This window comes from Mesorhizobium sp. B2-8-3 (genome assembly GCF_006440815.1).
GTDB lineage: Bacteria > Pseudomonadota > Alphaproteobacteria > Rhizobiales > Rhizobiaceae > Mesorhizobium.
The window spans coordinates 66,150-83,119 of record NZ_VFTW01000012.1 but is presented as its reverse complement, the minus strand read 5'-3'; the positions used below and the strand labels follow the sequence as shown (position 1 = coordinate 83,119).

Here is a 16,970-nt window from a genome sequence, read left to right as displayed (position 1 = left end):
ACAATTCACTTTTTGCGGCTGTTTTCGCGGAAAGTGAATCTCTCGGAATCATAGGCACTTGCCAGCGAATCAACTCTCTGATTCTCTACCCTAAAGCGTTTCCTGATTTGAGTCGTTCGACGCGTGAATCCGCGTTTTCCGTCTGGGGGGGCAACCTGCCGGAAGACTCGGACTCAATGTTTGGAAATACGGTGCGGGAATATCGGTTGCAGACCCGGCGTGAGAGGGGATGACGGGAATGAAGAACAAGCATGTGGCTGTCCTCCTGGGTGGATTCTCCTCGGAGCGGCCCGTGTCTCTGTCCTCGGGGAAGGCGTGTGCGGATGCGCTCGAGAATGAAGGCTATCACGTCACCCGTGTCGATGTTTCGCGCGATGTCGGGTCTGTGCTTGCCGAGCTCAAACCCGACGTCGCCTTCAATGCGCTGCATGGTCCGTTCGGCGAGGACGGCACCATTCAGGGAATTCTCGAATTTCTCGGAATTCCCTACACCCATTCGGGCGTGCTCGCTTCGGCGCTGGCCATGAACAAGGAGCTGGCCAAGAAGATTGCCAAGGCGTCCGGCATTCCGGTCGCGGAATCCAAGGTGGTCAATCGCTTCGCCGTCCAGAACAAGCATCCGATGAGGCCGCCTTATGTGGTCAAGCCGGTCAATGAGGGATCGAGCTTCGGCGTGGTCATCGTGCATGAGGGGCAGTCGCATCCGCCTCAGGTGATCGGTTCGACCGAATGGCAATATGGCGAGACCGTCATGGTCGAGCGCTACATCCATGGGCGCGAATTGACCTGCGCGGTGATGGGCGACGTGGCGCTCGGCGTCTGCGAGATCATTCCGACCGGGCATTCCTTCTACGACTACGATTCAAAATATGTTCCCGGCGGATCAAAACACGAAATCCCTGCTAAAATTTCACCGAATATTTACCAAAAAATACAGACACTGGCGCTCAAGGCTCATCTTGCCATTGGTTGCCGGGGCGTTTCCCGATCGGACTTCCGTTACGACGACCGTCACTCCGAAAACGGCGAGGTTGTCTGGCTCGAGGTCAACACTCAGCCGGGCATGACGCCGACGTCTCTGGTGCCTGAAATCGCCGCGCAAGCGGGGCACTCGTTCGGCGATTTGTTGAGTTGGATGGTGGAGGACGCTTCGTGTCTGCGTTGAGGTGGGGACAGGGTAATGGCGGTGGCGCGGCTGGTTTCGCGCTGTTCGGCATGTCGCTGTCATTCGACCGTTTCGTATTGCCGCGTCAGCTCCGCCGGCCGATGCGCGTCCTGGCGCGCCTGTGCGGCGGCGAGTATGAGGCGCCGCGCTTTTCGGCGGCGATCCTTTCCGCCGCGTTGATCGCATCCAGCAGCGCCTATGGCGCCTATCTTGGCGGCTACACCGACAGCATCGTGCAGGGCATCACGGCCCGCACCGGTTTTGCCGTCGACCAGATCAAGGTGGTCGGCAATCGCCAGACGTCCGAGATCGATGTGCTGGACCGGCTGGGCCTCGACGGCTGGACCTCGCTGATCGGCTTCGATGCCGAGGCTGCGCGCGAGCGCATCGCGACGCTGCCATGGGTCGAGGGTGCCGCGGTGCGCAAGATCTACCCGCATACGCTGGAAGTGCGCATCGAGGAGCGCCAGCCCTTCGCGCTTTGGCAGCAGGGCACCTCGGTTTCTGTCATCGAACGGTCGGGCGAGATGATCGCGCCGTTCTCGGGTGGCAAGCAGGCGCTGCTCCCGCTGATTATCGGCACGGGCGCGCCGGCGATGGCGCCGGCCTTTCTCGCCAAGATCGAGCGCTACCCCGCGCTGGCGGCGCGGGTCAAAGGTTACATCCGTGTCGGCGAGCGCCGCTGGGACCTGAGGCTTGAGAACGGCATCACGATCAAGCTGCCGGAAGACGGCGAGGACCAGGCGATCGCCGAGCTCGTCAAGCTCGACCATGACAACGGGTTGCTGACCCGCGACATCGCCGCCGTCGACATGCGGCTCCCCGACAGGCTGGTCGTGGAGCTTTCGCCGGAAGCAGCGACGCAGCGCGAAGCCGCGCTCAGCGAAAAGCCGAAGAACCTGGCCAAGCGCAAGGTGGAGAGAAAGATATGAGCTGGCTTGGCGGCAGCGGTGACGCTTCTTCGCGCCGGTCGGGCACGCTCACGGTGCTCGATGTCGGGTCCAGCAAGGTTTGCTGTGTCGTGGCGAAGCTCAAGCCGAACGAGGACGGCAAGCTTCTGCGTGGGCGTTCGCATCGCATCCAGGTGATCGGCATCGGCCACCAGAAGTCGCAAGGCGTGAAGTCCGGCGTGGTGGTGGATCTCGACCGCGCCGAGCATGCGATTCGCCTCTCCGTCGATGCGGCCGAGCGCATGGCCGGGCTTACGGTCGATTCCCTCATCGTCAACATGACGGCCGGCCGGCTGAAGAGCGAAGCCTTTTCGGCGACGATCAATCTCGGCGGTCATCAGGTCGAGGAAGTCGACATCAAGCGGGTGCTCGCCGCCGGTGCCAAGCAGGCGCTGCGGGCCGAGCGCGAGGTGATCCATTCGCTGCCCGTCGGTTTCTCGCTCGATGGCGAGCGCGGCATACGCGACCCGCGCGGCATGGTGGGCGATGCGCTTGGCGTCGACATGCATGTCTTGACTGGCGATGCCGCGCCGATGCGCAACCTCGAGCTTTGCATCAACCGCTCGCACCTGTCGGTCGAGCGCATGGTGGCGACGCCCTATGCCAGCGGACTTGCCTCGCTGGTCGACGACGAGCTCGAAATGGGCGCCGCCTGCATCGATATGGGCGGCGGCACGACGACCATCTCGGTGTTCTCGGAAGGCAAGTTCGTCCACGGCGACGCCATCGCCATCGGTGGCAACCATGTGACGCTCGACATGGCCAAGGGCCTTTCGACCTCGCTCGATGCCGCGGAGCGGCTGAAGGTCATGCATGGCTCGGCGCTGCCCGGCAGCGCCGACGACCGCGACCTCGTCTCGATCCAGCCGATCGGCGAGGAAGGCGATGTGCCGCTGCAGATTCCGCGCTCGGTGATGACGCGCATCATCCGCGCCCGCATCGACGAGACACTGGAGCTTTTGCGCGACCGGCTGAACAAATCCGGCTACGGCAATGCCGTCGGCAAGCGCGTCGTGCTCACCGGTGGCGCCAGCCAGCTCGCCGGCCTGCCGGAAGCGGCGCGCCGCATCCTCGGGCGCAATGTGCGCATCGGCCGGCCGCTCGGCGTCGCGGGCCTGCCTGAGGCGGCCAAGGGACCGGCGTTCTCGACCCCGGTCGGACTGATGATCTATCCGCAGATGGCGAGCTTCGAGAGCCATTCGGCGAAAGGACTTTCCGGTTTCAGGATGACCGGGACGGGCGGAAAACTGCATCGCATGAGTCAGTGGTTGAGAGACAGTTTTTAATTTGACGGGGACAGCCCCATAGGCGGCCGCAGCGGCGAGGCGGCGGGAAAGGCAAAGGACGGAGACAATGACCATCAATCTGCAGAAGCCGGACATCACCGAGCTTAAGCCCCGTATCACCGTGTTCGGTGTCGGCGGCGGCGGCGGCAATGCCGTGAACAACATGATCACAGCCGGCCTGCGCGGCGTCGAGTTCGTGGTGGCCAACACCGACGCGCAGGCGTTGACCATGTCGAAGGCCGAGCGGCTGATCCAGCTCGGCGCGCATGTCACCGAAGGCCTCGGCGCCGGCTCGCAGCCGGAAGTCGGCCGCGCGGCGGCGGAAGAGTGCATCGACGAGATCATCGATCATCTCTCCAACACCCATATGTGCTTCGTCACCGCCGGCATGGGCGGCGGCACCGGCACGGGCGCTGCTCCGGTCGTTGCCCGCGCGGCGCGCGAGAAGGGCATCCTCACCGTTGGCGTCGTCACTAAGCCGTTCCATTTCGAAGGCCAGCGCCGCATGAAGACGGCCGACATGGGCATCGAGGAACTGCAGAAATGCGTCGACACCCTGATCGTCATCCCCAACCAGAACCTGTTCAGGCTGGCCAATGACAAGACCACCTTCGCCGATGCCTTCGCCATGGCCGACCAGGTGCTCTATTCGGGCGTCGCCTGCATCACCGACCTGATGGTCAAGGAAGGCCTGATCAATCTCGACTTCGCCGACGTCCGTTCGGTGATGCGCGAGATGGGCAAGGCGATGATGGGCACGGGCGAGGCTTCGGGCGAGGGCCGCGCGATGGCAGCGGCGGAAGCCGCGATCGCCAACCCGCTGCTCGACGAGACCTCGATGAAGGGCGCCAAGGGCCTGCTGATCTCGATCACCGGCGGCCGCGACCTCACCCTGTTCGAAGTCGACGAGGCAGCGACCCGCATCCGCGAGGAGGTCGACCAGGACGCCAATATCATCCTGGGCGCCACCTTCGACGAAGAGCTGGAAGGCGTGATCCGCGTGTCGGTCGTGGCCACCGGCATCGACAAGTCGGCGGCCGAAATCGCGGCTGCGCCGATCTCGATCCGCGCGCCGCAGAAGCCGGCCGCCCGCCCGGCGGCGGCTCCGGTTGCCGAAATTCGTCCCGCGCCGGTTCAGCCGCAGGCCTATGAGCCGCGCGCGGCCGATCCGGTCGCCGAGGCGATCCAGCTTGCCGAGGCGAATGCTGCCGCCATGGCACAGCCGCGCCCCGCGCCGGTCGACGACTTTCGGCCGCAGAGCAAGATCTTCCAGGCCCCGCCGGCCCAGCCGCAGCCGCAGCCGGTGGTACCGCAGCAGGTCATGCAGCAGCCCGCGCCGCAGCGCGAGATGCCGCAGCCGATGGCCGCTGCCCCGCAGCGCATGCCGCGCGTGGAGGACTTTCCGCCGGTGGTAAGGGCTGAAGTCGAAGCCAAGGCCCGTCCGGCGGACCATGAGAACAGCGGTCCGATGGGGCTGATCAAGCGGCTGACCAACGGCCTGACCCGCCGCGAGGAAGAGCCGGCCCGGCTCCAGCCGGCGCAGCCGCGCGAGCCGAAGCTGCGCCAGGCCGCGCCCGAGATGCGCCGTCTCGCCAGCCAGGATCCGCAGCTCTACGCGCCGCGTCGCGGCCAGCTCGACGATCAGGGCCGGCTGACACCGCAGGCCCGCACTGTCCAGGAAGACGACCAGCTGGAAATCCCGGCTTTCCTGCGCCGCCAGGCCAACTGACAATACGGCGGACCGCCGATCGTCGATACGGGCCGCCGATCGTTAACGATATATAACGGTTGTTAACAGGCAGACGAGGTATCGTCTGCCTGTTGCTTTTATAAAATTAATTGAAAACAGCGGCTTATGAGCTGCTTCTGACACAGTCCCGCAGTTACACGGGGAAAGAAACCGTGATTTGGAGTCTCCAAAGCGGGCCATTATCTTCGCCACGGACTAAAGTCGGTTTGCCGGGATTCGGGGAGTAGCCCTGCCTGCCGATCACACAGAGCCGCATGCTCTTGACTATTTTGCCGCCTTTGTGCGAGCGCCAGACCATTCGACTGGCTGCAAGATACCCAAGGCCGATGGAGCGGACGCAGGCATTTTGGGCGTATGGGGTTACTCTTGCACGACTATCAGACGACAGTGAAATCGCGCGCGAGGCTGGCTGGCATCGGCGTTCATAGCGGCAAAACCGTCACCGTTCATTTCCTGCCGGCCGACGCCGACACGGGCATCGTCTTCCATCTTTCGAACGGCGGCGAAGCCCGAGAATTCCGCGCCCTGGTCGCCGAAGTCGGCGCCACGGATCTATGCACCATGCTTGGCGATCCGACCGGCGAGCATATCGGCACCGTCGAGCATCTGATGGCCACCGTGTTCGGTCTTGGCATCGACAACCTCATCATAGAAATCGACGGTTCGGAAGTCCCTATCCTCGATGGCAGCGCCATGGCCTTCGTCGAAGCCATCGACCAGGCCGGTATCGAGACGCTGGCGGTGAAGCGTCGCTACATCCGCGTCGTCAAGCCGGTGCGGGTGGAAGCCGGTGCGTCCTGGGCGGAGTTCCGCCCCTATGACGGCACGCGATTCGAGATCGAGATCGATTTCGAGAGCCCGGCGATCGGCCGCCAGCAATTCGCTTCCGACATCAATCCCGACATCTTCCGCCGCGACATCGCGCGGGCGCGAACCTTCGGCTTCATGAAAGACGTCGAGCGGCTTTGGGCCGCCGGCTACGCGCTTGGCTCCTCGCTGGAAAACTCGCTGGTCATCGGCGACGACAACCGCGTCATCAATGTCGGCGGGCTGCGCTATCCCAACGAATTCGCCCGCCACAAGACGCTCGATGCGATGGGCGACCTGGCGCTGGCCGGCGCGCGCTTCATCGGCTGCTTCCGCTCCTATCGCGGCGGCCACCGGATGAACGCCTCGGCGCTACGCCGGCTGCTTTCCGACCACACGGCCTTCGAGATCGTCGAAACGAGGCGCCGCGAGCGCGGCCGCGTCGCCGAGATGATCGCCGTCAGCCGGCCGGTCTACGCACCCTGGGTGATCTGATTTTTAACCGTTTTCTGGCTTTGTGGTCAGGCTTGTGTTGCATGGCTGCATCACAGGGGTGCCAAAACGCGCGGCTTTGGCCATAGCGTGGGCTTGCCACAAAAATGTGCGATTGGCCGGACATAGCGTTGCCGGGCAAGGGGATAATGGTTTAAGGCTTCGGCCCGGACCGAAACGACGCCGAAGGGGCGGAATCCAAACATGTTTTTTTCGCGAGTTGGTCAATCGGCAACGCCGCGTCGGGGTGTTTTGCTGGCGCTGTCGGTGATTGCTCCCGCGCTCGTGCTGTCGGCCTGCATGTCCTCCGAGAAGGATGTCAACCTGGCGACCTATGTCGACCAGACCGAGCCGGCCGACGTTCTCTACAACCAGGGCCTGGCCAACATGAATGCCGGCCGCCTCGACGAGGCGAGCAAGAAGTTCGACGCGGTCGACCGCCAGCATCCCTATTCCGAATTCGCCCGCAAATCGATGGTGATGGGCGCTTTCGCCGACTACCGCGCCGGCAATTATGACGAGGCGATCGGTTCGGCCAAGCGCTACCTGACCCTCTATCCCTCGACCGACGACGCGGCTTACGCGCAGTACATCATCGGCCTCTGCTACTATCGGCAGATCAAGGACGTCACCCAGGACCAGAAGGAAGCGCGCCAGACCATCCAGACCATGCAGGATCTGGTGACGCGCTGGCCGAACTCGGAATATGTCGGCGACGCCAAGGACAAGATCCGCTTCGCCAACGACCAGCTCGCCGGCAAGGAGATGCAGATCGGCCGCTACTATCTCGAGCGCCGCGAATACATCGCCGCAGTGAAGCGGTTCCGCACCGTGGTCGAAAACTATTCCAACACCCGCCATGTCGAGGAGGCGCTCGCGCGGCTGACCGAGTCCTACTATGCGATGGGCCTGACCTCGGAAGCGCAGACGGCCGCGGCGGTGCTCGGCCACAATTATCCGGACAGCTCGTGGTACAAGGATTCCTACAAGCTCCTGCAGAGCAACGGGCTTGAACCGCGCGAAAATGCCGGGTCGTGGATTTCCAAGGCCGGGAAGCTGATCACCGGCGCCTGAAGCTTGCGATGCTGTCCAGACTGTCGATCCGCGATATCGTCCTGATCGAGAAGCTGGATATCGACTTCCTGCCTGGGCTTTCGGTGCTGACCGGCGAAACCGGCGCCGGCAAATCCATCCTGCTCGATGCGTTGTCGCTGGCGCTTGGCGCCCGCGGCGATGCCTCGCTCGTCCGCCATGGCGCCGCGCAAGGCCAGGTCATCGCCGTGTTCGACGTGCCGCGCAACCATCCGGCACGCGCGTTGCTCGCCGGAAACGATATCGAGGACGATGGCGACATCATCCTGCGCCGCGTGCAGACGGCCGATGGCCGCACCCGCGTCTTCGTCAACGACCAGCCCTCCAGCGTCACCCTGATGCGCGATGTCGGCCGCGCGCTGGTTGAGATCCACGGCCAGCATGATGAGCGGGCGCTGGTCGATCCCGGCGCGCATCGTGAATTGCTGGACAGTTTCGGCGGCCATCTGGGCGCCGTGCGCGGCACGGGCGAAGCCTGGCGGTACTGGCGAAACTGCGAGCAGGAGCTTTCGCGGCATCGTGCCAAGGTCGAGGCGGCGGCGCGCGAGGCCGATTATCTGCGCGCTTCCGTCGCCGAGCTCGCAAAGCTCGACCCGCAGCCGGGCGAAGAAACGGAGCTTGCGGAATTGCGCGCGACGATGATGCGCGTCGAAAAGATCGCCACCGAAATCCATGATGCGCAGGATGTGCTGTCGGGGCCGTCCTCGCCCTTGCCGCAGCTCGCCAGCCTGTTGCGGCGACTGCAGCGCAAGTCCAGCGAAGCGCCCGGCCTGCTCGACGATGTGGTCAAATCGCTCGATGAAGCGATGATCTCGCTCGACGCCGCGCAGTCTGGCGTGGAAGCAGCGCTTCGTGCCACCGAATATGATCCGCAGCGTCTGGAGAAGGCGGAAGAGCGTCTGTTTGCGCTGCGCGCCGCCTCTCGCAAGCACAGTGTCGCGGTCGACGATCTGGCGCAACTGCGCGACACGATGGTGGCCGATCTTGCCGATCTCGATGCCGGCGAGGAACGGCTGCACGCGCTGGCCAAGCAGGCCGCCGAGGCGCGCGAGGCCTACGATATTTCCGCGGCGCAGCTTTCGTCGCTGCGCCATGCGGCGGCTGGGGGACTGACCAAGGCGGTGATGGCGGAACTGCCGGCGCTCAAGCTCGAGCGGGCCGAGTTCATCGTTGAGATGGGAAGCGATGCCGAAAGCCGCATGGAAGAAGGCATCGACCAGGTCGAATTCTGGGTGCGGACCAATCCAGGCACCCGGCCGGGGCCGATGATGAAAGTCGCCTCGGGCGGCGAGCTCTCGCGCTTCCTTTTGGCACTGAAGGTGGCGCTTGCCGATCGCGGCTCGGCGCCGACCCTGGTGTTCGACGAAATCGATACCGGTGTCGGCGGCGCGGTGGCCGACGCCATCGGCCAGCGGCTGGCGCGGTTGTCGAAGCGGGTGCAGGTGCTTTCGGTCACACATGCGCCGCAGGTCGCGGCACGCGCCGCGACGCATTTCCTGATCTCGAAATCCGGCGGCAAGGAGCGTGTGGCCACCGGTATTGTCGAAATGGACCGCGCCGCGCGCCAGGAAGAAATCGCGCGCATGCTGGCCGGCGCCACCATCACCGACGAGGCCCGCGCCGCCGCGGAGCGGTTGCTGCGCGAGAATACCGCCGCGGCTTAAGATTTCTGGACGCTGGCAGGCTGAGTCAGCAGATGGCTGCATCCCGCTGTTCAGCAATGATTTCTTCGCAACCCGACTCCCTCGCAGCGAATCCTGATTTATAGTGGCGCGCCACAATCCAGGGATCAATGCATGTCGGAAAAACCAGTCGAATCGCTGACCGAAGGCGAGGCCGCGGAGGAGCTGAAGCGGCTGGCGGCGGAGATCGCCGAACATGACCGGCGCTATCATGCCGAGGATGCACCGACGATCACCGATGCCGAATATGACACGCTGCGGCGGCGCAACCTCGCTCTTGAAGAGCATTTTCCTGGCCTGATACGTGAGGATTCGCCGTCGCTGCGGGTTGGCGCCGCGCCCGCGGAGGGCTTTACCAAGGTGCGGCACGCGGTGCCGATGCTCAGCCTCGCCAAGGCCTATACCGACCAGGACGTTGCCGATTTCATCGAGCGCGGCCGGCGTTTCTTCGACCGCGACAAGGATCTCGATATCGCCTTCACCGCCGAGCCGAAGATCGACGGGCTGTCGGCTTCACTGCGTTACGAGAACGGCGTGTTCGTGCAGGGCGCGACGCGTGGCGACGGCGCCGTCGGCGAGGACATCACCGCCAATCTGAAGACGATTGCCGACATCCCGAAGACGCTGAAGGGGTCGGGCTGGCCGGAGACGATCGAAATCCGCGGCGAAGTCTACATGACCTATGCCGAATTCGAGGCGCTGAAGCAGCGCTCGGCGGCCGTCGGCGGCCAAGATTACGTCAATCCGCGCAATACGGCTGCCGGATCGCTCCGCCAGAAGGACCCGTCGGTCACCGCCAGCCGCAATCTGAAATTCTTCGCCTATGCCTGGGGCTATACGACGGCGGATCCGGCTCCCACCCAGTACGATTCGGTGCAGAAATTCGCCGAGTGGGGGTTCAAGGTCAGCCCGCTGATGGTGCGGGCGAAGTCGATCGACGAACTCATCGCGCACTACCATCGCATCGAGGAGCAGCGCTCCTCGTTGGGCTACGACATCGATGGCGTCGTCTACAAGGTCGACCAGTTGGAGCTGCAACGCCGCTGGGGTTTCGTCACCGGCGAGCCGCGCTGGGCGGTCGCCCACAAATTCCCGGCCGAGCAGGCGATGACGACGGTCGAGAAGATCGACATCCAGGTCGGCCGTACCGGCACGCTGGCGCCGGTGGCGCGGCTGGCGCCGGTCACAGTCGGCGGCGTGGTGGTCGAGAACGTCACGCTGCACAACGAAGACTACATCAAGGGTTTCGACAGCAACGGCCAGCCGATCCGCGACGGTATCGACGTGCGCATCGGCGACACGGTGGTCATCCAGCGGGCAGGCGACGTCATCCCGCAGATCGTCAGCGTCGTCATCGACAAGCGGCCGGCCGGCGCGGTGCCTTATGAATTCCCGCATACCTGCCCGGTCTGCGGCTCGCCGGCGACGCGCGAGATCAACGAGAAGACGGGCAAGGAGGATTCGCGGCGGCGCTGCACCGGCGAGCTGATCTGCGCCGCGCAGGCCGTGGAGAGGCTGCGCCACTTCGTGTCGCGCGGCGCGCTCGATATCGAGGGCTTGGGCGCGGAAAACATCGACCTCTTCTTCAATTCGGGGCTGGTGAAGACGGCCGCCGACATCTTCACGCTGAAGGATCGCCGCCCGGCCGTCACCAAGGCGCTGGCCGAGCGGCGCGAGGAGCAGGCTCGGCTGCGCGAGGAAGCCTCGGGCAAGACGCGCAAGAATGTGCGCAGCGTCGAGGAGCGCAACTATGAAGGCCTCGACAAGCTGTTTTCGGCCATCGACGCGCGCCGCGAGCCGGAGCTCGACCGCTTCATCTTCGCGCTCGGCATCCGCCATATCGGCGAGACGACCGCGGCCGTGCTTGCCCGCCAGTTCTCGACCATCGAGGAATTGATCCGCGTCGGCAAGGAGACGGCGAAGGCGGAGGATCCGCACACCGTCTTCCCGTCGATCAACGGCATCGGCGACACGGTGATCAACGCGTTGCGCGACTTCTTCGGCAATGAGCGCAATGACGATGTGCTGGATGCCTTGCTCGCGCAGGTTCATCCGAAACCCTACGTCATGGAAATCTCGGCCGGCAGCGAAGTCTCCGGCAAGACGGTGGTGTTCACCGGCTCGCTGGAAAAGATGACGCGATCCGAAGCCAAGGCGATGGCGGAGCGGCTCGGCGCCAAGGTCGCGGGCTCGGTTTCCGCCAAGACCGACCTGGTGGTGGCGGGTCCGGGCGCCGGCTCGAAGCTGAAAACTGCGAGCGACCTCGGCATCGAGGTGATCGACGAGGATACCTGGCTGCAGCGCATCGGTAGGGCCGGCTGATGACTGGCGCGTTCAAGGGTTTTGGGCAGAAGGCCATTCCGTTCTTCAAGGCGCTCGACTTCCACCAGAGCCGCGAGTGGTTCCAGGAAAACCGCGAACTCTTCGACAGCGAGCTGCACGGGCCGTTCTGCGATTTGGTCGAGGCGCTCAGCGAGCGATTCGAGGCGGCCAAGCTCGGTCTGCGCGGCGACCGCAAGAAATCGCTCTTCCGCATCAATCGCGACGTGCGCTTCGCAAAGGACAAGCGGCCCTACAACCGGCACCTGTCGGCGATCCTCTCGCCCGACGGCAGCAAGATGTCGCAAGGGGTCTTCTATGTGCATATCGGGCTGGAGCGCTGCTTTGCCGGTGTGGCCTGGTGGCAGCCGGCGCCCGAGCTGCTGCAGGCGATGCGCAAGGCGATCGTGACCAAGCCGGCCGCGTTCCGCGGCATGGTCTCGTCGCTCGAGAAGGCCGGCCTGGCACTCGATGCTGAAGACCGCCTGAAGCGCGCGCCGCGCGGTTTCGAGGATGTCGGCGACGAGGATCTCGCCCAGGCGGTGCGCAACCGGCATTTCGTCGTCCGGCACGACATCGATCCGTCGACGATCCATTCGCCGGCGCTGGTCGACGATCTCGTCGATTTCACGCTTGGCGCCAGGCCGCTGCTCGACTGGGGCAGGGCGATCCAGGGCACGGCCGTGGCGGCTTGACGCCGTCGTCCGGCGGCCGTCAGGGTTTACATCCGCATCAGCAGGCCGCCGTCGACGGCGAGTTCGATACCCGTGATGTAGCTCGCGGCATCCGAGAACAGGAACAGCGCCGCGTTTGCCATGTCCTGCGGCGTGCCGATGCGGCCGAGCGGCGCATAGCTCGCCACGGCGGCGCGCTTCTCCTCGGTGTCCCAGCGCGCCTGCAGCGGCGTCAGCGCCATGCCGGGGCATATCGCGTTCGAGCGGATGCGTTCGCCGGCAAGCTGCATGGCGAGCGACTTGGACAGCGCGCACACGCCGGCCTTCGAGGCCTGATAGGCGTCCTGCGGGTTCGGGTCGCCGCGATACCACTGGATGGTGGAGAAATGCACCATGGCGCCGCCGCGGCCGCCGGAACGCATGTAAGGAACGACGGCGCGTGCGGTGTGCACGAAGGATTTCAAATTGATGTTGAAGACCTGGTCCCAGACATCGAGGTCCATATCGAGCGCAGACTTGTCGCGGCCGAACCACAGCACACCGGCGACATTGGCGAGATAGTCGATGCCGCCGCGCTCGCGGCCGGCGGTGCCGATGACCTGTTCGACGAAAGCGGCGTCGGTCAAATCACCCTGCGCGAAGGTCAACCTGTCGTCATAGGCGGCAAGCGAGGCTGGGCGTGGCTTGATATCGATGGCGGTGACGGAGGCGCCGGCATCGAGCAGCGCCAGCGCGATCGCTTCGCCCATGCCGCCGCCCGCTCCGGTGACGACCGCATGCCTGCCGGTGAAATCATAGACGACCATCTGTCCCTCTCTTGTTGGCGCCAGAGACGCGTTTTGCGCCAGGACGCGACAGCCGGACAATAGGGGCGAGCCAAAAATCCATCAAGCCGTATTCGAAAAAATTTGCCAAAATGGAAAATCGCGATATCGTGCGGCGATTGACGGCTCTCCTATCGGGTGGATTTCAAGACCATGAACCTGCATTCCGGCGCGCGGACTTTTTCGGTGACCTCTCCTGTCGACGGCTCGATCTACGCCACGCGTCCCTATGCAGACGGCGCCGCGATCGCGGCGGCCGTCGCCCGGGCTCGCGCGGCGCTGCCGGCTTGGCGGCGCACGCCGCTGGCTGAGCGGCTGGCGATCCTTCTGCGCTTCGGCGAGGAGATGAAGGCGCGCGCCGCCCCGCTCGCCGAGGCGGTGGCATGGCAGATCGGTAGGCCCTTGTGGCAGGCCGACGAGACGCCGCGCCTGGCGCTGATCGGCGAGCTACTTGCTGGTGCCGCGCCCGACACGCTGGCCGACATGCCCTTTCCGTCGGACGAGAATATCCGCCGCTACGCCAAGCCGATGGCCGGCGGCCTGCATCTGTCGATCTGCGCCTGGAACTACCCGACAGCCATGCTCGGCTATCTGGTCACGTCGCCGCTTGCGGCTGGCAATGTGGTGATCTTCAAGCATTCGCCGCAGACGCCGCTGATCGCGGAGTTGGCCGAAGAGGCGTTCCGCGCCGCAGGCGGACCGGAAGGCGTCTTCCAGAGCCTGCATCTCGACCATCCGGACGCCGAGCGGCTGATCGCCTCCGGCGTCTTCAACGCCGTCAATTTCATCGGTTCGGTCAATGGCGGCCGCCGCGTGCATGCGGCCGCCGCCGGCACCTTCACCCAGGTGCATCTCGAGCTCGGCGGCAAGGATCCGACCTATGTGCGCTCCGACGCCGATCTCGAAGCGGCGGTTCCGCTGATTGCCGAGGGAACCTATTCCAATGCCGGCCAGTCCTGCTGCTCGGTCGAGCGTATCTATGTCGACCGGTCGATCCATGACCGTTTCGTCGAGGCGCTGGTCGCCGAGACGGCGAAATGGTCCATCGGCCATCCGATCGGCGAAAAACCGATGGTCGGTCCGGTGGTGCGCGCGATTGCGGCCGACACCATCCGCGGCCTTACCGAAAGCGCGGTGCGGGCAGGGGCGAAGCGCCTGATGCCGCAGGATGGCGCACTCAAGGCGGCAAGGCTCGGGACCGCCTATGTCGCGCCCGAAGTGCTTACCGGCGTCGATCATGGCATGCAGATCATGCGCGACGAGCTGTTCGGGCCGGTGGCCTGCGTTCAGGCGGTCAGCGGCGACGACGAAGCGATACGGCTGATGAACGACAGCGACTACGGTCTCAGCGCCTCGATCTGGACGCGCGACGTCGAGCGCGGCGTGGCGCTGCTCGACGAGGTCGAGGCCGGCACGGTCTATCTCAACCGCTGCGACCATGCCGACCTTTACCTGCCCTGGGGTGGCATCAAGAATTCCGGTCTCGGGCGCACCAACGGACGTGCCGGCCTGATCGAGGCGACGGCGGCGAAGGCGTACCATGTCCGCTCCATCATCGCCTGATCGCCAACGGCATCCGGCCGTGCGGGACCTTGAAAAGCTTGGCGATGCGGCTGTAGCGGCGCTTGCCGCCGCCGGCGTGGAACGGTTGCTGCCGGAAGCGGCCAACCCTTATCTTTTGATCGCCGAGCATGCCGGCAACGCCGTGCCGGCGCCGTGGCGCGATCTTGGCCTGGCAGGACCTTATCTCGACACGCATTTCGCGGTCGACATCGGCGTCGATGCGCTGACGCGGCGGCTCTCGCAAACGCTGCGGGCGCCGGCCGTGATCGCGCGCTATTCGCGGCTGTTCCTCGACTACAACCGGCCCGCGGATGAGTGGGATTTCATGCGGCCGGATCTCGGCGGCATCCCGGTGCCGGGCAATCTGGCGGTCGATGCCGCGGATGCGAGGCTGCGCAAGCTCGTCGCCTGGGCGCCGGTCGAGCGGGCGATCATCGATGCCGCCGCAGGCTGCCGGGCGCTGATCTCTGTGCATTCCTTCACGCCGGTGATGGGCGGGGTGAAGCGCAATGTCGATATCGGCGTGCTGTGGCGGGAACAGTCGCCCTTCGTCAATTCGGTGCTGAAAACGCTCAGGACCCAGGGCGCGGCAGCAGGCTTCGGGGTCGGCGACAACGAACCTTACGACTGGCGCCAGGCCGTCGGCTACACGCTGAACCGGCATGGGCTGCAGCAGGGTCGGCCCTGCCTCTACCTCGAAGTGCGCAACGACCTGCTTGCCGATCCGGAAACTTTCGAACGCATCAGCCGTCTTCTCGAAGATGCCTTTTCCACCGTCGCGATGTCCCTATGGCCGCAATCAGCCGTAACCGTCTAAAGGCTGGACGCTCAAATAGCGGAACGCTAGAGCTTGTCGAATTGGAAACACGACAGCCAAGGGCGTGGACGATGCAAGGCAATGTGGGCAGCAAGATCCGCGACGCGCGCAAGCAGCAGAACATCACCTTGCGCGATCTCAGCGAGCGCTCCGGCCTTTCCGTTTCGCAGCTGTCGAAGCTGGAGAACGGCAAGGCCAGGCTGACCGTCGACATCGCGCTGATGATCGCCGGCGTGCTGCATGTGCCGGTGGCCTCGTTCCTGTTCAGTCCGAAGTCCGGACCGCAGGCGCGCCGCTCGATCACGCGCGCCGGCAGCGGCATTCTGCATGAAGGCAACGCGATGGAATTCGAGGTCTTGTGCAGCGATTTCCGCGACAAGACCAATATTTTCTGGCGCGTCACGCTGCGTGCCAGGAACTTCGAGGAAAACGGCGGCTGGCGCAGCCACTCGGGCGAAGAGTTCATCCATGTGCTGAGCGGCAGCCTGCAACTGCATACGCTCCACTACGACCCGACTGTGCTGCAGCCCGGCGACAGCATCCTGTTCGACGGCGAGATGCAGCACGCCTATGTCGCGCTCGGCGACGAGCCGGTCATCATGCTGATGTCGAACACCGTGCCGCGCGACGGGCTGCCGCCGGGAGCAGGCGCCTGATCGACGGGCCGGGACTTCAAGAATTTTTCTAAAATGGAAAAAAATGCTTGTTCTGGAAAAGTCAGGGGACTAGCATCCTTTTGACGGCCGACAGGAGAACAGCCAGCGGCCGGCAATGGGAGAGATGACCGATGCTGTCGGTTGAGGCGGTCAGCAAGACATTCGGAGGCGTGCAGGCTCTGCGCAACGCCTCGCTGACCTGCGAGGCCGGCGAGATCCTCGGCCTCATCGGTCCGAACGGCGCCGGCAAGTCGACGCTCGTCAACGCCATCTCGGGCGTGCTCAAGCCGGACAGTGGCAGCGTGCGCCTGGCGGGCGAGGAGATCACCGGGCGAGGCCCGGAGCATTGCGCGCGGGCAGGGGTCGGCCGCACCTTCCAGACCATCAGGCTGTTCAAGGATTTGACTGTACGCCAGAACGTCGAGGTCGCGCATATCACCTGCCGCGCCGTGCGCCCCGACGCCGCCGCTCGGATCGGCGTCGACCAGTTGCTGCAGCAATATGAGCTGGCGGGCTTCGCCGACAGCCCGGCCGGCACGCTTCCCTATGGCAGCCAGCGCCGGCTCGAGATCGCCCGCGCGCTGGCGCTGGGGCCGTCGCTCTTGCTGCTCGACGAACCGGCGGCCGGCCTCAACGACGCCGAGTCGGAAACGCTGGCGGTCGCGATCGAAGGCATCCGCCGCGACGCCGGCTGCGCGACCATCGTCATCGACCACGACCTGCGCTTCATCAACCGGCTCTGCGACCGGCTTTGCGTGATGGACCAGGGGCAGGTGATCGCTTCGGGCGAGACGGAAGACGTGTGGCGCGATCAGCGCGTCATCGAGGTCTATGTCGGGCAGTCGGAGATGGCTGAAGGCCCGGAAGAACAACCGTAGTGAGAGGAAGGAGGG

At 64.8% G+C, this 16,970-nt stretch carries 14 protein-coding genes; 13 read left to right on the top strand and 1 reads right to left on the bottom strand.

Features of this window, described 5'->3' with window-relative positions; translation table 11 throughout:
* Nucleotides 1-238: 238 nt before the first annotated feature.
* The 9 genes from FJ418_RS18790 to FJ418_RS18750 all read left to right on the top strand — a co-directional run bounded on the left by FJ418_RS18790 (nt 239) and on the right by FJ418_RS18750 (nt 12,238).
* Nucleotides 239-1,165 (top strand): D-alanine--D-alanine ligase, encoded by a 927-nt coding sequence (locus tag FJ418_RS18790; protein ID WP_140868072.1) that lies wholly within the window; start codon nt 239-241, stop codon nt 1,163-1,165.
* Nucleotides 1,153-2,097: a cell division protein FtsQ/DivIB gene (locus tag FJ418_RS18785; RefSeq protein WP_140784089.1), complete on the top strand. Its 945-nt coding sequence runs from the start codon at nt 1,153-1,155 to the stop codon at nt 2,095-2,097. Before FJ418_RS18790 ends, FJ418_RS18785 begins: the two co-directional genes overlap by 13 nt.
* Nucleotides 2,094-3,401: a cell division protein FtsA gene (gene ftsA, locus FJ418_RS18780; protein WP_140644059.1), complete on the top strand. Its 1,308-nt coding sequence runs from the start codon at nt 2,094-2,096 to the stop codon at nt 3,399-3,401. The genes FJ418_RS18785 and ftsA overlap by 4 nt, the downstream gene beginning before the upstream one ends.
* Nucleotides 3,402-3,468: 67 nt before the next feature.
* Nucleotides 3,469-5,130: a cell division protein FtsZ gene (ftsZ, locus tag FJ418_RS18775; RefSeq protein WP_140856605.1), complete on the top strand. Its 1,662-nt coding sequence runs from the start codon at nt 3,469-3,471 to the stop codon at nt 5,128-5,130.
* A gap of 375 nt (nt 5,131-5,505) precedes the next feature.
* Entirely contained in the window at nt 5,506-6,453 is a 948-nt protein-coding gene (gene lpxC / locus FJ418_RS18770) for a UDP-3-O-acyl-N-acetylglucosamine deacetylase (protein ID WP_140644063.1), read from the top strand.
* A 201-nt stretch (nt 6,454-6,654) separates the two neighbouring features.
* Nucleotides 6,655-7,524: an outer membrane protein assembly factor BamD gene (locus FJ418_RS18765; protein WP_140705943.1), complete on the top strand. Its 870-nt coding sequence runs from the start codon at nt 6,655-6,657 to the stop codon at nt 7,522-7,524.
* An 8-nt stretch (nt 7,525-7,532) separates the two neighbouring features.
* Entirely contained in the window at nt 7,533-9,206 is a 1,674-nt protein-coding gene (recN, locus tag FJ418_RS18760) for a DNA repair protein RecN (RefSeq protein WP_140868069.1), read from the top strand.
* A 132-nt stretch (nt 9,207-9,338) separates the two neighbouring features.
* Nucleotides 9,339-11,546 (top strand): NAD-dependent DNA ligase LigA, encoded by a 2,208-nt coding sequence (ligA, locus tag FJ418_RS18755; RefSeq protein WP_140868066.1) that lies wholly within the window; start codon nt 9,339-9,341, stop codon nt 11,544-11,546.
* Nucleotides 11,546-12,238, top strand: a complete 693-nt coding sequence (locus tag FJ418_RS18750; RefSeq protein WP_140856599.1) for a TIGR02453 family protein — start codon at nt 11,546-11,548, stop codon at nt 12,236-12,238. Before ligA ends, FJ418_RS18750 begins: the two co-directional genes overlap by 1 nt.
* A 26-nt stretch (nt 12,239-12,264) precedes the next feature.
* Here FJ418_RS18750 and FJ418_RS18745 read toward each other — a convergent pair whose 3' ends face one another.
* A complete protein-coding gene (locus tag FJ418_RS18745) occupies nt 12,265-13,023 on the bottom strand; it encodes an SDR family oxidoreductase (RefSeq protein ID WP_140856597.1) in 759 nt (252 codons plus the stop codon).
* 171 nt (nt 13,024-13,194) lie between these two features.
* Between FJ418_RS18745 and FJ418_RS18740 the strand changes: the two genes are divergently transcribed.
* The 4 genes from FJ418_RS18740 to FJ418_RS18725 all read left to right on the top strand — a co-directional run bounded on the left by FJ418_RS18740 (nt 13,195) and on the right by FJ418_RS18725 (nt 16,955).
* Nucleotides 13,195-14,604 carry an aldehyde dehydrogenase family protein gene (locus FJ418_RS18740; RefSeq protein WP_140868063.1) on the top strand — a complete coding sequence of 470 codons (1,410 nt, stop codon included), beginning with the start codon at nt 13,195-13,197 and terminating at the stop codon, nt 14,602-14,604.
* Between the two features lie 19 nt (nt 14,605-14,623).
* Entirely contained in the window at nt 14,624-15,421 is a 798-nt protein-coding gene (locus FJ418_RS18735; RefSeq protein ID WP_181166990.1) for an N-formylglutamate amidohydrolase, read from the top strand.
* 71 nt (nt 15,422-15,492) lie between these two features.
* Nucleotides 15,493-16,077 carry an XRE family transcriptional regulator gene (locus FJ418_RS18730; RefSeq protein WP_140868058.1) on the top strand — a complete coding sequence of 195 codons (585 nt, stop codon included), beginning with the start codon at nt 15,493-15,495 and terminating at the stop codon, nt 16,075-16,077.
* A gap of 131 nt (nt 16,078-16,208) precedes the next feature.
* A complete protein-coding gene (locus tag FJ418_RS18725) occupies nt 16,209-16,955 on the top strand; it encodes an ABC transporter ATP-binding protein (protein WP_140868055.1) in 747 nt (248 codons plus the stop codon).
* Nucleotides 16,956-16,970: the final 15 nt, after the last annotated feature.